The organism is Halomonas sp. AOP30-A1-24, assembly GCF_052378165.1.
Lineage (GTDB): Bacteria > Pseudomonadota > Gammaproteobacteria > Pseudomonadales > Halomonadaceae > Vreelandella > Vreelandella citrativorans.
Map to the genome: position 1 here is coordinate 70,343 of NZ_JBQSXL010000007.1, position 22,437 is coordinate 92,779.

The 22,437-nt window shown below is 55.3% G+C and carries 27 protein-coding genes; 9 read left to right on the plus strand and 18 right to left on the minus strand.

From position 1 onward, the window contains the following. Positions 1-117: 117 nt before the first annotated feature. Positions 118-672 (minus strand): cold-shock protein, encoded by a 555-nt coding sequence (locus ACT3TJ_RS05675; RefSeq protein WP_087110020.1) that lies wholly within the window; start codon positions 670-672, stop codon positions 118-120. A 110-nt stretch (positions 673-782) separates the two neighbouring features. Here ACT3TJ_RS05675 and ACT3TJ_RS05680 point away from each other — a divergent pair, with 110 nt between their 5' ends. Continuing rightward, positions 783-1,031, plus strand: a complete 249-nt coding sequence (locus ACT3TJ_RS05680) for a SlyX family protein (protein ID WP_087110022.1) — start codon at positions 783-785, stop codon at positions 1,029-1,031. Between the two features lie 66 nt (positions 1,032-1,097). Here the strand turns inward: ACT3TJ_RS05680 and ald are convergent, their stop codons facing one another. The 7 genes from ald to radC form a co-directional block, all read right to left on the minus strand. Beyond that, positions 1,098-2,216 (minus strand): alanine dehydrogenase, encoded by a 1,119-nt coding sequence (gene ald, locus ACT3TJ_RS05685; protein ID WP_444665502.1) that lies wholly within the window; start codon positions 2,214-2,216, stop codon positions 1,098-1,100. A 164-nt stretch (positions 2,217-2,380) separates the two neighbouring features. Beyond that, the gene (locus tag ACT3TJ_RS05690; RefSeq protein WP_444630222.1) at positions 2,381-2,815 is read right to left on the minus strand and encodes an acyl-CoA thioesterase; all 435 of its coding nucleotides are present in this window, start codon (positions 2,813-2,815) and stop codon (positions 2,381-2,383) included. A 66-nt stretch (positions 2,816-2,881) separates the two neighbouring features. Continuing rightward, a complete protein-coding gene (locus ACT3TJ_RS05695; RefSeq protein WP_172118506.1) occupies positions 2,882-4,072 on the minus strand; it encodes a class I SAM-dependent rRNA methyltransferase in 1,191 nt (396 codons plus the stop codon). Between the two features lie 49 nt (positions 4,073-4,121). Continuing rightward, positions 4,122-4,949 carry a bifunctional DNA-formamidopyrimidine glycosylase/DNA-(apurinic or apyrimidinic site) lyase gene (gene mutM, locus ACT3TJ_RS05700; protein ID WP_172118507.1) on the minus strand — a complete coding sequence of 276 codons (828 nt, stop codon included), beginning with the start codon at positions 4,947-4,949 and terminating at the stop codon, positions 4,122-4,124. Between the two features lie 180 nt (positions 4,950-5,129). Then, the gene (rpmG, locus tag ACT3TJ_RS05705) at positions 5,130-5,285 is read right to left on the minus strand and encodes a 50S ribosomal protein L33 (RefSeq protein ID WP_009098622.1); all 156 of its coding nucleotides are present in this window, start codon (positions 5,283-5,285) and stop codon (positions 5,130-5,132) included. 26 nt (positions 5,286-5,311) lie between these two features. Next, positions 5,312-5,548, minus strand: coding sequence for a 50S ribosomal protein L28 (gene rpmB / locus ACT3TJ_RS05710; protein ID WP_172118508.1), 237 nt, complete (start codon positions 5,546-5,548; stop codon positions 5,312-5,314). A 256-nt stretch (positions 5,549-5,804) separates the two neighbouring features. Then, on the minus strand, positions 5,805-6,479 hold the full coding sequence (radC, locus tag ACT3TJ_RS05715; RefSeq protein ID WP_087110033.1) for a RadC family protein: 675 nt from the start codon (positions 6,477-6,479) through the stop codon (positions 5,805-5,807). 141 nt (positions 6,480-6,620) lie between these two features. On the opposite strand from radC, the gene coaBC reads away from it, so the two are divergent. From coaBC to ACT3TJ_RS05745, 6 genes are all read left to right on the plus strand, one after another. Continuing rightward, on the plus strand, positions 6,621-7,877 hold the full coding sequence (gene coaBC, locus ACT3TJ_RS05720; RefSeq protein ID WP_444621789.1) for a bifunctional phosphopantothenoylcysteine decarboxylase/phosphopantothenate--cysteine ligase CoaBC: 1,257 nt from the start codon (positions 6,621-6,623) through the stop codon (positions 7,875-7,877). Positions 7,878-7,949: 72 nt separating this feature from the next. Next, a complete protein-coding gene (dut, locus tag ACT3TJ_RS05725) occupies positions 7,950-8,408 on the plus strand; it encodes a dUTP diphosphatase (protein ID WP_087110037.1) in 459 nt (152 codons plus the stop codon). 72 nt (positions 8,409-8,480) lie between these two features. Next, positions 8,481-9,866, plus strand: a complete 1,386-nt coding sequence (locus tag ACT3TJ_RS05730; RefSeq protein ID WP_172118512.1) for a phosphomannomutase/phosphoglucomutase — start codon at positions 8,481-8,483, stop codon at positions 9,864-9,866. Between the two features lie 89 nt (positions 9,867-9,955). Further along, on the plus strand, positions 9,956-10,855 hold the full coding sequence (argB, locus tag ACT3TJ_RS05735) for an acetylglutamate kinase (protein ID WP_087110041.1): 900 nt from the start codon (positions 9,956-9,958) through the stop codon (positions 10,853-10,855). 21 nt (positions 10,856-10,876) lie between these two features. Beyond that, the gene (slmA, locus tag ACT3TJ_RS05740) at positions 10,877-11,485 is read left to right on the plus strand and encodes a nucleoid occlusion factor SlmA (RefSeq protein ID WP_087110043.1); all 609 of its coding nucleotides are present in this window, start codon (positions 10,877-10,879) and stop codon (positions 11,483-11,485) included. Positions 11,486-11,567: 82 nt separating this feature from the next. Beyond that, positions 11,568-11,867: a hypothetical protein gene (locus ACT3TJ_RS05745; RefSeq protein ID WP_444621788.1), complete on the plus strand. Its 300-nt coding sequence runs from the start codon at positions 11,568-11,570 to the stop codon at positions 11,865-11,867. A gap of 93 nt (positions 11,868-11,960) precedes the next feature. Here ACT3TJ_RS05745 and rpoH read toward each other — a convergent pair whose 3' ends face one another. The 4 genes from rpoH to ftsY form a co-directional block, all read right to left on the minus strand. Further along, on the minus strand, positions 11,961-12,827 hold the full coding sequence (rpoH, locus tag ACT3TJ_RS05750; protein WP_087110047.1) for an RNA polymerase sigma factor RpoH: 867 nt from the start codon (positions 12,825-12,827) through the stop codon (positions 11,961-11,963). A gap of 262 nt (positions 12,828-13,089) precedes the next feature. Continuing rightward, positions 13,090-14,136: a permease-like cell division protein FtsX gene (gene ftsX, locus ACT3TJ_RS05755; protein WP_444621787.1), complete on the minus strand. Its 1,047-nt coding sequence runs from the start codon at positions 14,134-14,136 to the stop codon at positions 13,090-13,092. Next, a complete protein-coding gene (ftsE, locus tag ACT3TJ_RS05760; protein WP_444621786.1) occupies positions 14,133-14,801 on the minus strand; it encodes a cell division ATP-binding protein FtsE in 669 nt (222 codons plus the stop codon). Before ftsE ends, ftsX begins: the two co-directional genes overlap by 4 nt. Next, positions 14,798-16,279 (minus strand): signal recognition particle-docking protein FtsY, encoded by a 1,482-nt coding sequence (gene ftsY, locus ACT3TJ_RS05765; protein WP_444621785.1) that lies wholly within the window; start codon positions 16,277-16,279, stop codon positions 14,798-14,800. Before ftsY ends, ftsE begins: the two co-directional genes overlap by 4 nt. Before the next feature lie 90 nt (positions 16,280-16,369). Between ftsY and rsmD the strand changes: the two genes are divergently transcribed. Both rsmD and zapB read left to right on the plus strand, forming a co-directional pair. Next, positions 16,370-16,978: a 16S rRNA (guanine(966)-N(2))-methyltransferase RsmD gene (gene rsmD, locus ACT3TJ_RS05770; protein WP_444621784.1), complete on the plus strand. Its 609-nt coding sequence runs from the start codon at positions 16,370-16,372 to the stop codon at positions 16,976-16,978. 92 nt (positions 16,979-17,070) lie between these two features. Next, the gene (gene zapB, locus ACT3TJ_RS05775; RefSeq protein ID WP_087110059.1) at positions 17,071-17,253 is read left to right on the plus strand and encodes a cell division protein ZapB; all 183 of its coding nucleotides are present in this window, start codon (positions 17,071-17,073) and stop codon (positions 17,251-17,253) included. On the opposite strand, the gene rimI is transcribed toward zapB, so the two are convergent. The 6 genes from rimI to lysS form a co-directional block, all read right to left on the minus strand. Continuing rightward, on the minus strand, positions 17,246-17,692 hold the full coding sequence (gene rimI / locus ACT3TJ_RS05780; protein WP_444621783.1) for a ribosomal protein S18-alanine N-acetyltransferase: 447 nt from the start codon (positions 17,690-17,692) through the stop codon (positions 17,246-17,248). The genes zapB and rimI overlap by 8 nt on opposite strands. Continuing rightward, positions 17,682-18,545: a hypothetical protein gene (locus tag ACT3TJ_RS05785; RefSeq protein ID WP_444621782.1), complete on the minus strand. Its 864-nt coding sequence runs from the start codon at positions 18,543-18,545 to the stop codon at positions 17,682-17,684. Before ACT3TJ_RS05785 ends, rimI begins: the two co-directional genes overlap by 11 nt. Beyond that, complete coding sequence (locus ACT3TJ_RS05790; RefSeq protein WP_441677837.1) at positions 18,542-18,850, minus strand: BolA family protein; 309 nt, start codon at positions 18,848-18,850, stop codon at positions 18,542-18,544. Before ACT3TJ_RS05790 ends, ACT3TJ_RS05785 begins: the two co-directional genes overlap by 4 nt. 43 nt (positions 18,851-18,893) lie before the next feature. Next, positions 18,894-20,294 (minus strand): MFS transporter, encoded by a 1,401-nt coding sequence (locus tag ACT3TJ_RS05795; protein WP_441677835.1) that lies wholly within the window; start codon positions 20,292-20,294, stop codon positions 18,894-18,896. A gap of 144 nt (positions 20,295-20,438) precedes the next feature. Further along, positions 20,439-20,825, minus strand: coding sequence for a hypothetical protein (locus ACT3TJ_RS05800; RefSeq protein WP_087110069.1), 387 nt, complete (start codon positions 20,823-20,825; stop codon positions 20,439-20,441). A 90-nt stretch (positions 20,826-20,915) separates the two neighbouring features. Next, positions 20,916-22,427 (minus strand): lysine--tRNA ligase, encoded by a 1,512-nt coding sequence (lysS, locus tag ACT3TJ_RS05805; protein ID WP_444621781.1) that lies wholly within the window; start codon positions 22,425-22,427, stop codon positions 20,916-20,918. Positions 22,428-22,437: the final 10 nt, after the last annotated feature.

Genomic DNA, 22,437 nt, shown 5'->3' on the forward strand with positions numbered 1-22,437 from the left:
CTGCCTGAAAAAAGACGGCATAAATACAGTTTTTTTGAAGTACTGTTCTTAAAATGCAATCGACCCCGCCGGGGCGGGGTCGATTATGTTCACATTGATACTACGCTTGTGGACATGCTACTCAATAATGCTCACATCATCGGCCTGTAAACCACGGTCATTCTTCATGACGTGGTAACGCACAATTTGGCCTTCTGCCAGCATACGCGGGCCGCGACCCCGGATAGCACGAAAGTGAACAAATACATCTTCGCCATTATCACGAGTAATAAAGCCATAGCCTTTATTGGTATTAAACCACTTTACTTCACCCTCTTCCCGACCGTCGTTGGGATCGATGACGTCTTCCTCTTCATCGTCCCGTTCGTCGGCAGGCTGGGGCTGACGCGGCGCAGCTTTAACACGCGTGTCGCCTGAGCTTTCTACTTTCGGTTTAACGACTAGCGGCGGAGCTAGAGCAGCCGACGCTAACGTACCTATAAATAAAACGATGAAGCTGCCCAAGGCAACGGCAATGTAAACACCACTGATGCCGCTAATGGCTAACTCTGCCTGCCATAAATCGGCCAGAGGCGCGTTGGTTAAATGAACAATCCCCGCCAGCAAAAGCGGCGTGGGGGCGGCTAGTAATACACTGATTAAGAAACAGCGAAACACAACTTTTGGATTCATAGATGATAAAAGCTCTCTTGTTGTATGGGTAACGAACGAAAGACAATACCCGAACTACCAGGCCCATTCCTAACAGTACCGGACATATTACACAAGGTTGCCATGTTACCATGACACAAGACTTTTCTCCTGCTGAGCTAAATCAACTTTTCGAAAATCTCGAAAGCCGCCTGGCCTACCAGGAACACTGGCTGGACACGCTTGACCAAGCGGTTGTCCAACAGGAAAAGCGGCTTGCCAAGCTAGAACAGCTTAGCGCATTAATGCGTGAACGCCTGCGTGAACAGCATCAAGCGTTCCAGGCGGGCGACCATCAGGGGGAAAGCCGCCCTGAAGATGAGGTGCCACCTCACTATTAACGATGACAAACATTAAAACCCACTGCCGAGTCCTGAGGGTTAGCGCCTCTGATCGGAAATGCGTACTTATCGTGTTGCCGCGCTTGCTGGGGCGATACACGCCAAACCAAAGGCATCGGCAACGGCCTGGTAGGTCACTTGGCCAGCATGGACATTGAGCCCTGGCAGAAAGTGGGGATCATCGCTTAGCGCCTGCTGCCAGCCTTTATTGGCCAGCGCCAACACGAAGGGCAGCGTGGCATTGGTGAGACCGAGGGTTGATGTGCGTGACACGCCGCCCGGCATATTGGCCACACAGTAATGAACAATTCCATCCACGATATACGTGGGCTCAGCGTGGGTGGTGGGCTTGCTGGTTTCAAAGCAGCCGCCCTGGTCGATCGCTACATCCACCAGCACGCTGCCTGGCTTCATATCGCTAAGCATAGCGCGGGTAATCAACTTGGGCGCCGCCGCGCCCGGGATTAACACGGCGCCAATAATCATATCAGACTCGCGCACAGCGTTATCCAGCGCATCGGCGGTGGAATAAACCGTTTTGATACGCCCCTGGTAGCGGCTATCCAGAACGTCTAGCCGCGCCAGTGAGTTATCCAGAATAGTGACATCCGCGCCCAGCCCCAGCGCCATTCTCGCGGCGTTTTCACCTACGACGCCGCCGCCTATTACGGTGACGGTTGCCGGTGCAACCCCCGGCACGCCCGGCAACAGAACGCCAGCGCCCCCTTGGGCTTTTTCCAGGCCATGCGCCCCTGCTTGAACGGCCATACGCCCAGCCACAGTACTCATTGGCGCAAGCAGCGGCAGCCCACCACTGGCATCCGTAATCGTTTCATAAGCGATACAGGTAGCCCCGCTCTCCATCAAGCCCCGCGTTAGGGCTTCTTCCGCTGCAAGGTGCAGATAGGTAAACAGCGTATGCCGGGAAGTGAGACGCGCAACCTCTTCCACCTGCGGCTCTTTTACTTTAAGAATCAGCTCAGCATTCTTCCACAAGGCGTCGACATCACTTTCGATCTGCGCACCCGCAGCCTCATAGTCGCTATCGCTAAAACCAGCGCCCTCTCCTGCGCCTGCCTGCACACTAACGGTGTGGCCACGCTGGGCAAGCTCACGCACGCCGGTGGGTGTTAGGGCGACACGATATTCATGGTTTTTGATCTCTTTGGGGACGGCAATCTGCATAGCGATCTCTCTTTTTGTGCGTAAGATTAAACAACGGTCTTAGCATTACAGCACAGCTCAAGCGACCCACCACTTCCTTAAGCACAAAACAAAAAAACGCCGGTTAAGGCGTTTTACAGGAGTAAAAATCCAGCGTTTGAAGGTTTTATACCGAAAATTTAACGTCACTCTGTTATTAAGGCCCCGCCGTAGACTCTCTGGTACTCCTCTGGCAGGCGCTTGGGGCGCCCGCTTGAAAGCGCAATACACGCAAACCGGGTGCGCGCCTGGAAGAGCATTTTGGCATCTCGCACCCGCTTAAGCTCGAAACGCCGGGTAAGGCTAAAGCGCCCATCACAGGCGACGACCCACGTCGCTAATTGAAGCTCATCACCCGCAAAGGCAGGAGCAAGATAGTCCAGCTCATGGCGATGTATGGCCAGGGCGCGGTCCAGTTCGCGGTAGCGCTCGATGGAAAGCCCCAAGGCTTCGGAGTGGGCCCAGCTAACCTGCTCAACCCAGCGCAGGTATTCGCTGTTATTCACGTGCTGATAATCATCTATCGCCGCTTCGCTAACATGAATATCGATCACAAAGGGATCGGGTAACGCCCACTCCATTGCTCTGCTCCTTGCGCCACTATCGTGCTAATCCAGCTTGCCCACCCCGCCTAATGACTCAATGGGTTAATCGCGAAATACGCGCACGCCCAGCGCTTTAAGATAAGCGGTTTCTGGAATGGCCGGGTGAATGGGGTGGTCTGGCCCTTGATGGCCCTGGAAGATCACCTGCCCATGGCGATCCTGATGACGTACCGCGCCTCGCACGACATCTACCAAGCGATCTTCCCCCAGGTGCATGGAGCACGACGCTGAAAGCAACAGGCCATCGCGGCCCAGCAAACGCATCGCTTCGCGATTTAAGCGCGCATAGGCCCGCTCGCCATTAGGAATATCCTTACGCTTCTTGATAAACGCCGGCGGATCCAGAACCACCACGTCGAACTGTTCGCCGTCGGCTTTCAGTGCTGCCAAAGCTTCAAAGGCATCGCCTTCGCCAATGGCGACCTGCTCTTGTACACCGTTAAGCTCAGCATTTCGCGCCACTTGCTCAAGCGCGGGGCCTGAAGCATCGATACACAGCACCTCAGAGGCGCCATTGGCCGCCGCCTGGACACCCCAGCCACCCACATAGCTAAAGACATCCAGCACGCGCTTGCCAGCCACCTGGCGGTTCAGCCAAGCGCGGTTCTCGCGGTGATCAAAGAACCAACCGGTTTTCTGACCGTTCAGCACCGGCACGGCAAAGCGTGTGCCGTTCTCTTCAATCAATACTTCGTCGGGCAGCGTGCCTTTCACTACGTCGACGTGAGCTTCCAGCCCTTCCTGACGACGCCCGCCGGTATCGTTACGGAACACGATGACGTCAGGCTTAACCACTTTCTCAAGCGCATCGACAATCTCATCGGCCAGCGCCTGCATGCCGGCGGTATTTAGCTGAACAACCAATACATCGCCAAAACGGTCAATCACCAGACCTGGCAGCAGGTCACCCTCACCGTGAATCAGGCGGTAAAAAGGCTTGGCATATAAACGCTGACGCAGTGACAGCGCTTGATTGAAACGGTGTACAAACAGCGAACGGTCCAGACGCATGTCCGGATCACGGGACATCACGCGGCCCGCAATCAGCGAGTGCGGATTGATATACGCCACGCCCAGGACTTTACCGTTAGAGGCCTCGACCAACGCGGTTTCGCCAGCAGTGAAATTCTTAAGCGGCGTTTCTTTAATATCCACTTCGTTGGAGTAGATCCACAGATGGCCTGCTTTTAAGCGGCGATCGGCGTTTTTATTTAAGCGCAGGCGTTGAGTCACAACAGTCTCCAAAAGCGTAGACAACAGATAACAAAAGGGTAATCAGCTATCAATGCTGACAGCCAGGGCAAAACACACTGGCGCGCTGGCCAAGCGTAATACGCCGAAGCTCCCTACCGCAGCGTAAGCAGGGTTGCCCCTGGCGCCCATAAACATTTAACCGCTGAGCAAAATAACCAGGCTCACCCTGGCCGCTCACAAAATCGCGCAGCGTGGTACCACCTTGAGTGATAGCCGCCGCCAATACTTCTTTCACAGCCGCCGCCAACTGCTCATAGCGGGCAAGAGAAATACGCCCGGCTGCACGACGTGGGTCAATACCGGCCATGAACAGCGCTTCAGTGGCGTAAATATTCCCCGCGCCCACCACGACCCGGTTATCCATTAAAAAGGGTTTTACCGCCACGCGCTTGTTACGCGAAAGCGCATATAGCCACTGGCCATTAAAGGCCTCATCAAACGGCTCAGGCCCAAGGTGGACAAGGCGCCGGTCTGCCGTCCCATCGCCTAACTGCCAATCCACAAAACCAAAGCGACGTGGGTCATGATAGCGCAACACATAGCCGTCTGCGGTGACCACATCGACATGATCATGCTTTTTGGGGATATCCCCCACTTGGGCAATGCGCAAACTGCCCGACATTCCCAGGTGCCACAGCAACGTTGCATCGTTTGGCGACTGCTTTACAGGGATTTGCAGGTATTTGGCACGCCGCGTCAGGGTGCCGATGCGCGCACCGACCAAACGCTCAGCCAAATCGTCAGGCACCGGAACACGCAAGCGCGGCTGGCGAACACGCACCTCGGTAATTTCCTGGCCTTCCAAATAGGGAGCAATACCGCGCTTGGTAGTTTCGACTTCGGGCAGTTCGGGCATGAAGAGAACCTGATTAACGATAGGGATATCGACAGGATAGACACTTACAAGGCAGGCAATGCGGAGCCACTATTAAGTCGCCTGCATCTGCAAACCCCATGTATGCAAAAACCCGGCACGGGCCGGGTTTTTCAACAGGCGCTCGCCTGCAGTGGAAGCCGATCATCATCGCTTACGCGATTACTTGATCTTGGCTTCCTTGTAGATAACGTGCTTACGGACAACCGGGTCGTATTTCTTGAATTCGAACTTATCCGGCGTGTTCCGCTTGTTCTTATCAGTGGTGTAGAAGTGGCCTGTACCGGCACTGGACACCAGTTTGATCTTATCGCGCATGGTTTTACTCTCCCAAAAATGCTGTCTTAGATGGCGTCGCCGCGCTTACGGATATCAGCCAGAACCGTCTCGATACCTTTCTTGTCGATGATGCGCATGCCCTTGGAGGAAACACGCAGCTTGACGAAGCGGTTTTCGGCTTCAACCCAAAAACGATGGGAGTGCAGGTTCGGCAAGAAACGACGACGTGTCTTACGCTGGGAGTGTGAAACGTTATTACCAGTTACCGGACGCTTGCCGGTAACCTGACATACTTTGGACATGAGAGCCTCCAACCGCTTGGCCAGGATATAAGCCTGAGTGTTCAAAACTGTCGGGCAAACCGGAAGAGAGGGAGTCGACGCCGTTAACCGTCTAGCTGTACCCAAATCCGTTATTCAACCCAAGTTTAAAGGTGGCACTTTATACCAGAGCACCGGACCACCGGCAAGCAAAACCGTCTAAAAAGGCGTAAAAAAGCCACTTTTTAGGTATTTTACCTAGACAGCTGACATTAAATGCCTGCCCTCTATCTACTGCCTATAGCCAGCCGCGCTCAGCAAAAGAGACCACGTCTCCATCTCCCACCACGAAATGATCCAAGACGCGTACGTCAAAGAGGCCAAGGGCCTCTTTTAAGCGTTCGGTGATACGACGGTCAGCATCGCTTGGCTCAGCCACACCGGAGGGGTGATTGTGGGCCAGGATAACGGCGCCAGCGCTAAGTTCTAATGCGCGCTTGGCAACTTCGCGGGGGTAAACGGAGGCGCTGTCTAGGGTACCGCGAAACAGGGATTCATAGCGAATAATTCGGTGCTGCGTGTCTAAAAAAATTACCGCGAACTCCTCATGCCCCAAATGGCGCAGTTGAGAGCTCAGGTAATGACGCACCAGTTCAGGTGATGTCAGCGCGTTGCCACGTGCCAATTGACTGGCTAAATGGCGCTTCGAAATTTCAAGCGTGGCCTGCAGTTGGGCAAACTTTGCACTCCCCAAACCGTGTGCCGCGCAAAAGCTTGTTTGGTCTGCTTCCAACAGCGGACGCAGGCCGCCAAATGCCGTGAGCAGATCACGCGCCAAATCAACCGCCGAGCGCCCCTGCACGCCCACTCGCAAGAAAATCGCCAGCAACTCTGCATCAGAAAGCGTCTGCGCGCCCATGGTTAATAGCTTTTCACGTGGCCGTTCACCCTCCGGCCAATGATTTATCCCCATCACCCTACCTCCCCACCCCAAAGACATGTACGCAAAAAGCTCAGTAAACCTAGCTTACGCATTATTTGTAGTAACATGCCAAATTAGCAAGACGAATGGTATGGTAAGCCTCTTTAAGAACGCGCATGTGGGCCCTTTACCATGGTTTCTATTTCTGCCTCTGTTACTCCAACGACGCTCTCAACGCTTGCAGGTAAACGCATTCTGTTGGGCATTAGTGCAGGCATAGCGGCTTACAAAAGCGCGCTGATCGTGCGGCTGCTTAAACAAGCCGGTTGTGAAGTGCGTGTGGTAATGACCAGTGGTGCTCAGGCGTTTATTACGCCACTGACACTGCAGGCGTTATCCGGCGAGCCGGTGCGCACATCTCTGCTTGACCCAGAAGCGGAAGCAGGGATGGGGCATATTGAGCTCGCCCGCTGGGCGGATATTATCCTGATTGCCCCCGCAACGGCGGACCTGATGGCTCGACTGGTCCACGGCATGGCGGATGATTTACTCACCACGCTGTGCCTGGCCAGTGAAGCCCCCAGGCTGATCGCCCCGGCCATGAACCAGGCCATGTGGCGCCACCCGGCGACGCAACGCAATGTAACGCAACTGCACGCTGATGGCTGGCAACTTATCGGCCCCGCTGCAGGCGACCAGGCATGTGGCGATGTAGGTCCCGGGCGTATGAGCGAGCCTGATGCTATCTTTGAGGTTGTTGCACGCCTCTTTTCAGGTGCCCCCCAAGCAGGCAACGCCCCTCATGTGGTCATTACCGCAGGCCCTACCCGTGAAGCGCTTGATCCCGTGCGTTACCTATCCAATCACAGCTCGGGTAAAATGGGTTACGCCCTGGCGGCGGCTGCGGTGGCGCAGGGTGCTACGGTTACTCTGATTAGCGGGCCTGTGGCCTTACCAACGCCCAACGGCGTCACGCGCATTGACGTTGAATCGGCCGAGCAAATGCATCAAGAAGCCATGCGCTGGGCGCCCGAGGCGACGTTATTTATTGGCTGCGCGGCAGTGGCTGATTATCGCTCGGCATCGCCTGCCGAACATAAGCTTAAAAAGCAGGAAAATAGCGATACGCTCACGCTTACACTGATCAAAAATCCTGACATCATTGCCGATGTGGCCGCGCTGCCTACCGAACAACGCCCCTTGGTCGTAGGGTTTGCCGCAGAGACGCAGCAACTGGAGCATTACGCCCACGATAAGCTTAAGCGCAAGGGGCTTGATATGATTGTCGCCAATGACGTTTCTCAAGCGGGCCTGGGCTTTGGCAGTAATGAGAATGCCGCGCTGCTGCTCTGGCGCACAGCGCAAGGCACCGAGCAGCGTTTGGAATCCCCTCAGCCAAAAACTCAGCTTGCGCAGGTCATTGTTCGTCAGGCGCTATCAATAATCTAGTCTTTAGCACCTGATTTTAAAGCTATTTTCAATATCCTTTTTACTATCGTTTTTTAAATGTTGGAGTTCTACATGACCACCCGCCCCCGCCTGCAGTGCAAAGTGCTTGATGAGCGCTTACACGACCACATGCCGCACTACGCCACTGATGGCTCTGCGGGCATGGACCTGCGGGCGCTGCTCGACGAGCCGCTAACGCTCAATCCTGGCGAATGCCAACTCGTACGAACGGGTCTTGCCATCTATATTGAAGACCCAAGCCTTGCTGGCATGATTCTTCCCCGCTCGGGCCTGGGCCATAAACACGGCATTGTATTGGGCAATCTGGTAGGTCTAATCGATTCAGACTACCAGGGTGAGCTGATGATTTCGGTGTGGAACCGTGGCCAAAGCGCTTTTACACTGTCGCCCTTTGAGCGGCTAGCCCAGTATGTTCTCGTGCCGGTGGTGCAAGCAGAGCTCTCTATTGTTGATGCCTTTACCGACTCCACCCGAGGCGGCGGCGGATTTGGCAGCACTGGCCGTCATTAATACGGGGCGGCATTAATACTGTCCGTCATTAACAAGGCTCGGGCGAACGTTACGCACTGACAGGAGTAGCCAATGGATGTACCTGCTTCGATTTTTCGTGCCTATGATATCCGTGGCATTGTCGATAACACGCTGAGCGAATCCACCGCAGAGTGGATTGGCCGTGCGATTGGTTCAGAAGCGGCCGCCCGGGGTGAGCAGTGTGTCATCGTTGCCAGAGACGGTCGTTTATCCGGCGAGCGCCTGCAAGCCGCCCTGATTCGAGGCTTAACAGCCGCTGGGCGCGACGTTATTGATATCGGCATGGTGCCCACGCCTGTCCTCTACTTTGCCACCCACGTGATGCCTGAGAGCTGCTCAGGCGTCATGGTGACCGGCAGCCATAACCCGCCCGACTACAATGGCTTCAAAATTGTCCTGGCAGGTGAAACATTATCAGGCGACGCTATTGCCGCGCTGTATGACCGCATTCACACCCATGATCTCACCAGCGGCCAAGGCAGCGTTCATCAATACGACATCCGGCACGCGTACCTTACCCGTATTTTGGAAGATGTTAGCGTCAAGCGTCCTATCAAAGCCGTTGTAGACTGCGGTAACGGCGTCGCCGGTGAGCTAGGACCCGAGCTAATCAAGCAGTTGGGGGTTGAAACAACGGTCTTGTTTGGTGAGATTGACGGCCATTTTCCTAACCACCACCCTGACCCCGGCAAGCCTGAAAACCTGCAAGACCTGATCAAGAGTGTTCAGACAACCGGCGCGGATATCGGGCTTGCCTTTGACGGTGATGGCGACCGAGTTGCCGTTGTTACACCGCGCGGCCGCATCATCTACTCTGACCACCTCCTGATGGCCTTTGCGACCGACATGCTTTCGCGTAACCCAAGCGCCAGGGTGGTCTATGATATTAAATGTACGGGTAACCTTGCCCGAGTCATTAGCGAAGCGGGCGGCGAGCCAGAAATGTGGCGTACCGGCCATTCGCTGATTAAAGCGCGCATGAAGGCAACCAACGCTCTGCTGGGCGGGGAAATGAGCGGCCATATTTTCTTCAAAGAGCGCTGGTATGGTTTTGATGACGGCCTTTATTCCGCCGCGCGCCTGCTGGAAATTCTAGCGCTTTATAACGAAGATGCAGACGCCTTTTTTGACCGCTTTCCTCAAGATCCAAGCACGCCAGAAATTAATATAATCGTTAGTGATGACGAAAAATTTGGCCTGATCGAGGCACTTGCCCGTGAAGGTGACTTCGGCGAAGGTATTAAAACCACGTTGGATGGCATTCGCGTTGATTACCCCGATGGCTGGGGCTTATGTCGCGCATCCAACACGACACCTGCCTTGGTGATGCGCTTTGAAGGGAAAAATGCCGTGGCACTAATGCGTATACGGGAATGTTTTGTCAACGCGTTAGCTCGTGTGGCACCGGCACTCAAAATTCCCGAGATGCCAGCTTAACCGCGCACTCGTGATATGCAGCACGATAACAATATTCATTAGCCACGTATCATCTGGATAAAAGAAAACAGCAAGCAAGGGACAACACGATGAATTCAGCCAGTCGCGACCCGCAGGTCGTTGTGGAGGTGCTTTCCGAAGCACTCCCCTATATTCAGCAGTTCTCCGGCAAAACCGTTGTGGTCAAGTACGGCGGCAATGCGATGACTGAAGACACGCTTATCAACTCTTTCGCACGTGATATCGTGCTAATGAAAGAAGTTGGCATTAATCCCGTGGTGGTTCATGGCGGCGGCCCACAAATTGGCAGCCTGCTTGAAAAGCTTAATATCGAATCGCGCTTTGTGAACGGGATGCGCGTGACCGACTCCCAGACCATGGACGTGGTTGAAATGGTGCTGGGCGGACTGGTGAACAAAAGCATCGTCAACCTGATTAACCAAAGCGGTGGCAAGGCAATAGGCCTAACGGGGAAGGATGGCGCACAAATTCGTGCTCGTCAGCTCAAGGTCGAGCACCAAAGTCCCGAAATGACCGCTCCGGAAATTATCGATATTGGGCATGTGGGAGAAGTCGAGTCCATTTCAACAGACCTGATCGAAATGCTCGCTGCCCGCGACTTCATTCCAGTGATCGCGCCCATCGGCGTTGACGATGAAGGCCATAGCTACAACATTAACGCCGACCTGGTGGCGGGTAAATTAGCCGAGGCGTTAAACGCTGAAAAGCTAATGCTACTGACCAACGTCGCCGGGCTCATGAATGCTGAAGGCGAGGTGTTAACCGGGCTAAGCACGCTTCAAGTGGACACCCTGATTGCCGACGGCACCATTTATGGCGGCATGCTGCCCAAAATACGCTGTGCGCTTGATGCCGTTAAAAATGGCGTTAACAGTGCGCATATTATCGACGGTCGTGTTCCTCATGCAGTGTTGTTGGAGATTTTCACCAACGCTGGCGTAGGTACGCTTATTACTGACGCGAGCTAACTGCAACGGAGGGCTAACGTCATGAGTGACGACCGTAAACCTCGCCGTCGCGAGCAGATTCTTCAAGCACTCGCGTTAATGCTGGAAGAAGATAGTGGAAAGCGTATTACCACGGCCGCCCTTGCACGCCAGGTCGGCGTTTCCGAGGCGGCGCTGTACCGCCACTTTCCCAGCAAAGCGCGAATGTTTGAGGGCTTAATCGATTTTATTGAAGAGAGCATTTTTGCGCGCATAACACGTATTTTAGAAGAGGTACCCGACGCCATCCCCCGCTGCGGCACTATTCTGGCGCTACTACTGGGCTTTGCCGAAAAGAACCCAGGGCTTGCCCGCGTGATGGGCGGCGACGTGCTGACCGGCGAAACAGCCCGCCTGCGCCAGCGAGTTCATCAGCTATTTGAGCGTTTGGAGCTACAGCTCAAGCAGATTATCCGTGAGGCCGAACTGCGCGAAGGACGCCGCGCCAGCATTCCGGCCTCAGCGGCCGCTAACCTGCTCGCCGCCCAAGCGGAAGGGCGCATTTCTCAATACGTGCGCAGCGACTTTAAACGCCTGCCCACTGAGTACTGGGAAGATCAGTGGACGCTTCTTTCAAGACAGCTACTACTCGAAGCGCCCCAACCCGCTTAACAGCATCAAGCTGGTCAACAGGGACGTTGACTCCCCCTCACCAACATGCTTACCCCAACCATCCCGCCAAAGGAAGGCGCTTTTGAATATTACCCATCTTGAGCACACTATTATCGCGCTGATCTTTCAAGGCTTGCTATGGCCATTTGTTGGCCGCTGGGTGGCGGGTTCTTTGATAGTGGCCGTCTTTTTAGGCCGCGAGATGGCCCAGCACGAATATGCGGGTGGCGGGCCCAACGAGGTGTGGTACCTCTATGGTTTATTCAATCACTGGACGTTGGACTCGTTTTTGGACGTTGCAGCGCCAGCAGCAGCCTGCTGCTTTATCGCGTTAATAATGCCTGGTGGCGGGCTGTGGAAATATGTCAGAGCACGGCGTTAAAAATCACTCCATACGCATAAAACAGCCATAAAAAAACCGGCACTCTAATTGATAGAGGCCGGTTTTTGGCTATGAACAGCTAACTACGTAGACTTACGCCGCGATAGCATCGCCCATTTTTTGGCGCAGCTTTTTCATCGCGTTTTTCTCAAGCTGGCGAATGCGTTCAGCGCTAACGCCGTACACATCAGCCAAATCATGCAGAGTTGCTTTGTTATCGGTCAGCCAGCGGCGCTGCAAAATGTCCCGCGAACGCTCATCCAGACCTTTTAAAGCAAGCTGCAGACGCCGCGTTGAGTCTTCCTCAAAATCACTGTCTTCAAGCTTAGTCGCCGGGTCAGCAGAGGCGTCATCCAAAAAGTAAGCGGGCGCCTGATACGTGCTCTCTTCGTCATCGCTCGGTGAGGCATCATAGCCTGCATCATAAGCGGAAAGGCGACCTTCCATATCCCGCACAACTTCCGGCTTAACGTCGAGGTCTTTAGCGATGGCATCCACTTCATCGTTGTTCAACCAGGCAAGGCGTTTCTTGGCGCTGCGCAGGTTAAAAAACAGCTTACGCTGGGCTTTCGTCGTGGCGATTTTAACAATCCGCCAGTTACGCAGTACAAATTCGTGTATCTCAGCCTTGATCCAATGAACCGCAAACGATACCAGGCGTACACCCTGGTTAGGATCAAAACGCTTTACGGCTTTCATCAAGCCGACATTACCTTCCTGAATCAAGTCTGCCTGGGGCAACCCATAGCCTGAATAACTGCGAGCAATATGCACAACAAAGCGTAAGTGTGAGAGAACCAAGCGGCGCGCAGCCTCTAGATCAGCTTCATCATAAAGACGAAAAGCAAGCTCGCGCTCTTCCTCAACACTCAGCACCGAAATGCCGTTAACCGCTCGAATGTAGCCGCCCAAGTCGTGACCTGGAGAAAGCTGTCCCACCGGTAGAAGACTAGTGCTCATGTGCAGGTGGTCTCCCTTATCATCTATCGTGATTGACGTACGTCTTTGAAATTACGTCCGTACGCCTCAATTAACAATTAAGACCTTGCCTAAGCGGCAAAGTTCACTTGTTTCTGCTGCCTGTTTTGCCGAAATGTGCCATCGATTTACTTCATCAACCAGCGCTACTCAACCGCCAGATTGCGTTGGTGCTAACGACTTGCGATGGCACTAGCCAGAGTAATAAAACATTATTACCGTTCGCAGACAGCGCCATGCACGCTTAGCGGGGGCGAATACTGGAAAGATGACGGGTCACTGCCAGCCAAGCGCCCAACCAACCTAATAGTGTACTGCAGGATAGCAAAATTGTAGAGCCTGTGATATCCAGCTGCGGCAATGAGAAGCTTGCACCATAGCTAGCCGCTAATGCGGCGACCGGCAGCGACAGCCAGTGATTTCCCAAGCCCAGCAAACCCAGCGACAATACACCGCCCCCAAGACCATACCACGCCCCGCTGTATAAAAACGGGCGACGTACAAAAGCGTGCGTGGCACCAATCAGCATGACCACCTCGATTTCGCGGCGTCGGCTTTCAACGGCCAAACGAATCGTATTACCGACCACCAAGAGCACCCCTAATCCAAACAGCAGACCTAGCGCGAACGCAACGCGTCGGCCAAGCGCAGCCAAATGGCGTAAGCGCTCCACCCAGGCCAAATCCACCCGAACCTCATCAACGCCTGTCAGAGATGCTAACGTAACAGACAGTTGCTCCATTGATGCCAGCTCCACACTTTGTGGACGCACCACAATACTAGCGGGAAGCGGATTAGCATCAAGCCCCGCCAGCGCATCGTCCAGCCCCAGCGACTCCTGAAACTCGACCATGCCCTGCTCGGCACTGATCAAGCGCGTCTCTAGCACCGCCTGCTCAGCGCTTACCGCTTCATCAATTCGCGCCGCTTGAGCCGGGTCAACGGTTGTTTCTAAATACACCGTGAGGGTCGCGCTCTCATCCAGCTCGGCATCCAGCAATCGAGCACTATCCAGCGTCAGCCATAGCGCAGCCGGAAGCACGAGGGCAATGGCAATCGCAAGCATTGTCAGCAGACTGCCGACGGGGTGGCGCAACAGCCGATAAAAGCTGTCCCAACTCATCGCCCGGTGGTGGCGCCCCCAGGCACGTAAACGGCTTGAAAAACGCGTTTGCTGCGAATTGGCTCCGCGCCGCTTGGGAGGTGGAGTTTCCTGACGCTGGGTAGATACTTTGCGCCCCGCTTTCGGTGCAGCGCCTTTTGCGCGACGCGGTGTTGCCGATGGTTTCATACTGCGCCCCCATCAGCCACTAAGCGCCCATCACGCAAGCGCAAAATACGGTGGCGCAAGCGAGCAATCAACGCGAGGTCGTGACTTGCGATCATTACCGTGGTGCCGATGCGATTGAAGTCTTCAAAAAGCGCCATGATATCGGCGGAAAGCTGGGGATCCAGGTTACCGGTTGGCTCGTCGGCAAGGAGAAGCGCGGGCTTATTAACCACCGCTCGGGCAATGCCGACACGCTGCTGCTCTCCACCGGAAAGCTCAACGGGCAGGGCCTTCTCACGGTGTAAAAGCCCCACTTTATCGAGCGCGGCGCGCACACGGCGCGCCGACTCCCGCGGCTCAATGCCTTGAATATCCAGCGGCAGCGAGACGTTATGAAACACGCTTCTATCAAACAGCAGTTGGTGATCCTGAAATACCACCCCAATCTGGCGCCGATAAAAAGGTACTTGGCTTGCATGAAGCTGGGCAATATCGTGCCCCGCCACGATCACACGACCACGGCTAGGCTTTTCAAGTCGCATAATCAGGCGCAGTAAGGAGCTTTTACCCGCGCCCGAGTGGCCGGTCAAAAACACCATTTCACCGCGGGCCACACGAAAGTCCAGATGCGCCAAGGCTTCAAAGCGCCCTCCATAGCGCTTGCCGACATGCTCAAAAGCGATCATGCGCTGGCATCGTCCCCTTGGCGGTCAAACAGTGCACTAACAAAGTCATCTGCCTCGAAGGGGCGTAAATCGTCCAACCCTTCGCCTACGCCGATAAAGCGGATGGGCATCTCAAGCTGTTTGGCCAAGGCAAAAATAATTCCCCCTTTGGCCGTACCGTCCAGCTTGGTTAGCGTAATCCCCGTGATGGGCACGGCTTCGTTGAATGTGCTCGCCTGCGCAATCGCGTTTTGCCCCGTACCTGCATCCAGCACCAGCATCACTTCATGCGGCGCAGTGGTATCGAGTTTTTGCATCACACGATGGACTTTCTTTAACTCTTCCATCAGATGGCTTTTGTTGTGCAAGCGGCCTGCCGTATCGGCGATAAGGATATCCACGCCGCGCGCTTTGGCGGCGGCGACAGCATCATAAATGACCGAAGCGCTATCGGCGCCAGTATGTTGAGCGATGACCGGTACGCTATTGCGCTCCCCCCACACCTTAAGCTGCTCAACCGCCGCCGCCCGGAAGGTATCCCCTGCGGCCAGCATGACGCTTTTTCCCTCGCGCTGAAAACGCTGGGTCAGCTTGCCGATCGTTGTGGTTTTACCCACACCATTCACCCCTACTACCAAAATCACAAAGGGGCCGTCCGTTTGCTTATTCAAATCAAGCGGCGTTGCCACCTGCCCAAGCATGGCAGCAAGCTCTTCTTGAAGAGCACGATAAAGCGCCTCAGGGTTATTCAACTCTTTACGCGAGACGCGTGCTTCTAGGCGTCCAATAATCTCGCTGGTCGCTTCAATCCCCACATCCGCCATCAGCAGCTGGGTTTCCAGATCCTCTAAAAGCTCATCATCAATCTGCTTTTTTCCCAAAAACAGATCGGCGATGCCATCGGTTAAGTTAGCGCGCGTTTTGCCCAGGCCTGATTTAATCCGCGCAAACCAGCCCTTCTTCTCGCCAGGCTTTTCTTGAAGTGCAGGCTTCTGCTCGGGCTGGATCTCAGGCTGAACGTCAGGCTCAGCCGGTTCCGGGTCAACTTCAGGCTCAGGAACCGGGTTAGTGTCGGGCTCACGCGCTGGCTTAATTTCGGGTTCAGGCGGTTCCGGCTTAACCTCGGGAGGCACAGGCGCTGGCTCAACTTCAGGCTCAGGCGGTTCCGGCTTAACTTCAGGTGGCGCTGGCGTGGGCTCAACCTCAGGCTCAGACGGCTCTGGCTTAACTTCAGGAGGCGCTGGCGCAGGCTCAACCTCAGGCTCAGACGTCTCTGGCTTAACCTCAGGAGGCGCTGGCGCGGGCTCGACCTCAGGCTCAGGCGGCTCTGGCTTAACCTCGGGCTCAGGCTCTGTCACCGGCGCGCCATTTTCAACGTCGGCTAGCGGTTCCTGCGGCGGCTCGTCAAGCTGCGCATCATCATTGAGTTCCTGCGGGCGTTGCTCTTGCGGCTCCTGTTGGGAGTCGTGCTTTTTCTTACGTTTGAAAAAACCAAACATGGGAGTCATCCGACTTAAAAGGTGAACATTGTGACCATCCTACCACCGCCAACCAAGACTTTGGATAAGTAGCCCGCTACAATCCCCGATATGACACGACAACGCTCCTCTCGCCCATCCGCTTCCAAAGGCACGCCCACCCGGCAGCCTGGCAAGCTTCGTATTATCGGTGGTGATTTTCGCCGCCGCCAGCTACCTGTTCTTGACCGGCCCGGCTTACGGCCAACGCCAGACAGAGTACGTGAAACGCTGTTTAACTGGCTGGGGCAGCAGCTCTATGGCCAACATGTGCTGGACCTGTTCGCGGGCACCGGCGCACTGGGTATTGAAGCGCTTTCGCGCGGTGCCGCTCATGTTGACTTTATCGAACGTGACAACAGTGTAGCCGCCTATATTACCCAAAATCTGGCCACACTTGGCGCAACCCGAGGCCAAGTCACTGCGTGCGATGCAAACACGTTCTTGAGCCAGCCGCCTAGCCCTTATCACCTGGTATTTCTTGACCCACCCTTTCACCAGGGGCTTGCTACACGTTGCTGTAACGCACTGGAGACTCTTGGCTGGCTTGCACCCGACGCCATGATTTACCTGGAAACCGAACGCTCACTAGACCCAATGCCTCCCACTAACTGGCAGTTGCACCGCGAAACCCAAGCGGGTGAAAGTACTGCCCGACTTTATCAACGCCAGACCCCGTAAACAGCGCTTGCCGATGACGCCTACGAGCGTTACGCTCGCCTGATTCAACCTGTTGCACGCCTGTTGTTTGTTTTTATAACCTGGAGGTTTACATGAGCCTGGAACTGTTCAATCAGCTCGAGCAAAAAGTCACCGATACGGTGGAAGCGTTGGAAATGATGAAGCTGGAAAATGAAGAGCTGCGCGACGAAAACACCAAACTCAAGCAAGAGCGCGAAGAGTGGGAACGCCGCTTGAACAGCTTACTCAGCAAGTTTGAAGGGATCGCTAGCTAAACGTACGCGACATTAGCAGTGCGTCTTCACGCCCGGCGGCACCCTGTACTGCCGGGTAGTAGCCTTTACGCTGCCCATCCACCTTAAAATCAAAACGTTGATAAAGGCTAATCGCGGCCTTGTTGCTCACCCGCACCTCCAGTAGTAAACACTCACTTTGCCACTCAGCCGCTTTTAACATCACTGCCTGCATTAACGCATACCCCAGCCCCAAATGGCGGTGAGCAGGGTCTACGCCAATGGCTTGAAGCTCAGCATCAAAGGGTAAGCGCGCCACCAGTGCATAGCCAGCCAGCGTATTTTCCTGAAAACAGCCCATTACGCAGGCATCCGTATCGGTTAATGCCGCGTGAAGTTGACGCTCATTCGCTCCACTTTGGGCCTGCGCCTCAAGGCTTACTAACCGTAGGCCATCACTTTCCTGAAGTTCAGCGATCATTTTCGGGATCTTTAAGCGTTTTCCACTGTTGACCTAATGCGTATAGCTCGGGCCACAGCGCACGCTTGGCAGCGCTATCTTTAAAGAGATGTTCAAGCGCGACACCCTGCCATACCGGCAGTTCCAGCGTATCGCTACGTGCTTGCTGAATATTCAAGACGCTAATGATATCAGCAGTGCTATCGTCATCGGGTTGCCCACCCCACCAGAGTACGCGCTCAAGCGCCCAGCCCTGCCGACTAGCGCAGCCTGACATAAACGCAGAGAGCCCTTCTCTGGCTTCTTCCAGAGGGTCTTCTGCAGAGGTATTGGCCATTAACGGCCACTTAAACAGCGTGGTGCTGGACAACACATCCGGCGCAATACCGACGGCATGCCAGATATTAGCAAGCAGACGCTGTGCCTGGGGCGTTATTTCACCAGGATGCAAGCTCAACCATCGCTGCCCTATACACACGCAGGAAAGCGAAAACTGCAGCGGTTTAGCCGAAGCCGCAGGCATCGACCCCACTGATTCAACGGGCACTGATTCACCGGATGCTGACGCAGCAGACACTGGTTCAACAGAGATGTCCGTGGGCGCTTTATCCGCTGGCGCCTGGCCGAGCAAAGCACGTACCGAAGAAGGTGCTGACGCAGGCGAGTTAACGCTCGGTGCTTTGGGCTCGCTACGCGGGGTTGGCGCGTCATCAAGCAACGCCTGGAGACGCTCACGCGGGGGCGTTTTTTCCGGCGGCGTTTCATCCCACTCGCAGGCTTCGGTCGGCAGCGCATTGGGCAGTTGATAGCGTGATGCCCAGGCGGTAATGCCCATGGCATCCAGGTAGTGGCGCCGGGTAACCTCTGGCGTCACTGGCCGCCGCCACGACAGTTGGGTGAATCAGGACGCTCGCCGCCCCTCGCCTGCCATTCAACCGGCGTATAAAGATGCAGCGCTAGCGCGTGCACCGGGCCAGAAAGCTCATCGGCCAGCAGCGCGTAGATTTTCTGGTGACGCTTCACCGGCATCAGACCATCAAAAATGTCGCTAACCAGCGTTACCTTGAAGTGGGTTTCGGAGTTGGCGGGCACGTTATGCATGTGGCTTTCGTTCTCCACGCGCACGACTTCCGGCGCTAGCGCCGCTAACTTCTGTTCGATCTGTGCTTGCACCGTCATTAATGCTCTCCTCGATGTTCAACATTTTTATTGTACGCGCTTACTAGCCACCAGACGATGCCCGGCGCTCAACCAGCGCACGCCGGGCAAGCGACACTCTTGAAAGGCTTGCCAGAAGCGCCAGAAACGACGTCGCCGCTCCTAACCAGAGGGTTATTTGAACCTCAAACCCAAGCGCTAATGCCGCCCCGACTATCGCCACCCCAAACGACTGACCTACCGTGCGAATCGTGCTCATAACGCCCGACACACTGGCACTACGCTCCGGCGGAAGGCTTCCCATCATTTCGCGATTATTGGGCGGCTGGAACAGGCCAAAACCGATACCACACAGCGCCGTACGCCATAGGCTTTCCATGACACCCATGGTTTCATCCACCAGCGCCAGCGCGATCAGCCCGATAATGATCAACCCCAGGCCGGTGCTTGAAAGCACGCTTGGATTGATACGGTCCGCCAAACGACCTGCCAACGGCCCTACCAGCATGATCCCAAGCGGCCACGGGGTAAACAGCCAAGCGGTCTCCAAGGGCGAAAGCCCCATTTGCTCTTGATAATAAAACGACAGGGCTACAAAGGTCAGACCCTGACCAATAAACGCAAGGCCGGAGGCGGATACCGCAAGCGTGAAGCGCTTTTCAGCAAAAATACTCAGCGGCAGCAACGGATACAGTGCTCGACGTTGGCGCATAATAAACCCCGCTGCACTTGCTACGGTAAGCAGTACCCAGGCACCCACCAGGCCAAACGATGCCGCGTGCCCCACCGCGTCCATGGCCAGGAAGAAACTCGCCAGCATCAGCATGGACAACAGCGCCCCCAGAAAATCAAAACTTCCCTGGCGGGGTTTATCCCGAGGCAGTGCGCGCTTGGCAAACCATAAAGAGCACAGCCCAAGGGGCAGATTAAGTGCAAACAGCCACGGCCAGTCCGCAAAGGATAAAATAACGCCGCTCAGCGTTGGCCCTGCGGCATAACCACCCGCGACAACGAGCGCACTTAACCCTAACGCACTACCCAATAGGCGTGAGGGAAATATCGCCCGGTAAAGCGAAGGGCCAATAGAGAGCGTGGCGGCAGCGCCTAGCCCCTGCAAGGCACGAAACACCAGCAGCGTTTCTAAATTACGTGACAGTGCCGCCCCCAATGCGCCCACCATAAACGTGCCTAGCCCAAACAGATAAATACGCCGTCGCGTTACCAGTTCGCTGATCCCGGCAAACACCAGCAAGAAGGCGGCACATACCACCTGAAACATGTTGGTGATCCACACCGAGCGTGCGGCAGAGGCGTTTAAGTCTGCTGCAATGGTCGGCAGCGCCAAATTAATCATGGTGGTGTCCATCACCGCCATTAGCGTGCCGGTAATCAGGGCCAATACCGCCAAGACACGCTCCGGCCCGGGCAGGCCGTCGTCTCCAGGACGGGTTTGAAACAGTCGCATCGGTGGGGTATTCCTAAAGCGAAACGGCTAACACGTTAAAACCGGCCTAAGCCGGTTTTAACGTGCATGAGCGCAACTGCTTGAGAACAAGATGTGCGTCATGAGTTACGTCATGATGAGATAGCGCCTAACTAGTGCCGAACGTTAATCCTGGTCGCTGTCGAGCAACAACGCATCATCAACGTCTGAAATCTCAAGCGCTGTCTCATCATCCAGATCGATGGCGAGATAGCTGTGCTCAACGCTAAGAAATGTCTTGAACAGCGCCCAATCAAGCGGCTCTGGCCATTGGCGTTCATCCTCTTCCCAAGCGCGCAACTCGGTTTCGAGGATTTCTACATAGCGGTCGTGCACGAAGGTTTCGAGCGCTTCCGGGGTATCCATTTCAGGAATCAGGTAAATGGTGCTTTCACGTTCGACGTCGTCCAGTGTCAGGTCGTCGTCTCCCATGGTGGGTTCCAGCGCATTGATCCAGTCCACAAAGGGCTGGGTCGGCCTGACGCTCAGAGCGGAGCGGTTTAGCAGTTTCATGGGATTCTCCTCGCCGTCGAAACGTTGACCATTATGGGCGCTAAATCGCGCCCTTACCAACTTTTAGTCTACCTCATTCAATCCAGCGTGCTACTCAGCCTCAGGGCGCATTGCCGGGAACAGCAATACATCACGTATGGACGCGCTGTCGGTAAACAGCATGACCAACCGGTCAATCCCGATGCCCTCACCGGCGGTAGGCGGCATGCCGTACTCCAGTGCACGCACGTAGTCAGCATCGTAGTACATCGCTTCCAGATCGCCTGCATCTTTCTCGGCGGCTTGTGCGCGGAAGCGCTCGGCCTGGTCCTCGGCATCGTTTAGCTCCGAGAAACCGTTGGCAATTTCACGCCCGCCCACAAAGAACTCGAAGCGGTCAGTGACAAACGGATTAGCATCGTTGCGGCGCGCCAGCGGGCTGACTTCAGCCGGGTATTCGGTAATAAACGTCGGCTGGTCGAGCTTATGCTCGGCCACTTCTTCGAAAATTTCCGTTTGGACTTTACCCAGCCCCCAGCTGTCCTTGACCTTGATGCCCAGCGCCTGAGCGGTCACGCGCGCCGCTTCAAGGCTATCCAGGTCTGCATCGGTAATGCCATCACCGTGATCCAGAATCGACTGTTTAAGCGTCAAACGCTTGAACGGCTGGCCAAAGTCGTAGCTTGCCCCCTGGTACTCAAGCGTGGTGGTGCCCAGCACTTCTTCGGCTGCAGTGCGCAGCATCGCTTCGGTCATATCCATCAGGTCGTTGTAGTCGGCATACGCCCAGTAGAATTCGACCATGGTGAATTCAGGATTGTGCCGCGTCGAAAGACCTTCATTACGGAAGTTGCGGTTGATTTCGAAGACTTTCTCGAAACCACCCACCACCAAACGCTTAAGATAAAGCTCAGGCGCGATGCGCAGATACATATCCATATCCAGCGCGTTGTGGTGAGTCACAAACGGACGCGCCGTTGCACCACCAGGAATCGCCTGAAGCATGGGCGTTTCCACTTCCATAAAGCCACGCGTTTCAAAGAAACGGCGCATGGAGCTGATCACCGCCGCCCGCGTTTCAAACGCTTTACGCGACTGTGGGTTCATAATCAGATCCACATAGCGCTGGCGATAGCGCGCCTCCTGATCCGTCAGGCCGTGGAATTTATCCGGCAGCGGACGCAGGCTCTTGGTCAGAAGCTGGGCATCGACCATCATCACGTACAGGTCGCCCTTGCCGGATTTATGCACCGGGCCGCGCGCCGCCACGATGTCACCAATATCCCAGCTCTTGATGTCATCAAGCACATCCGCCGGCAGGCCTTTTTTATCCACGTAAAGCTGGATCTGCCCCGCCACGTCCTGAATCACGATAAACGGACCGCGCTGGCGCATGATCCGCCCCGCCACGGATGCGTGATGGTCAAGCGTTTCCAGCTCGGCTTTTTCCTTCTCGCCCAGCCGTTCCTGCAGCTCAACGGTCAGGCTATCGCGGCGAAAGTCATTCGGGAAAGCACTCTTCCCTTGCTCTGCGGCCAGTTCACGACGCGCGGTGAGCTTGGCGCGACGTTCGGCAATAAGATGATTTTCGTTTTCAGGAGAAGACGCGTCTTGGTTAGCCATGGGGCACCCT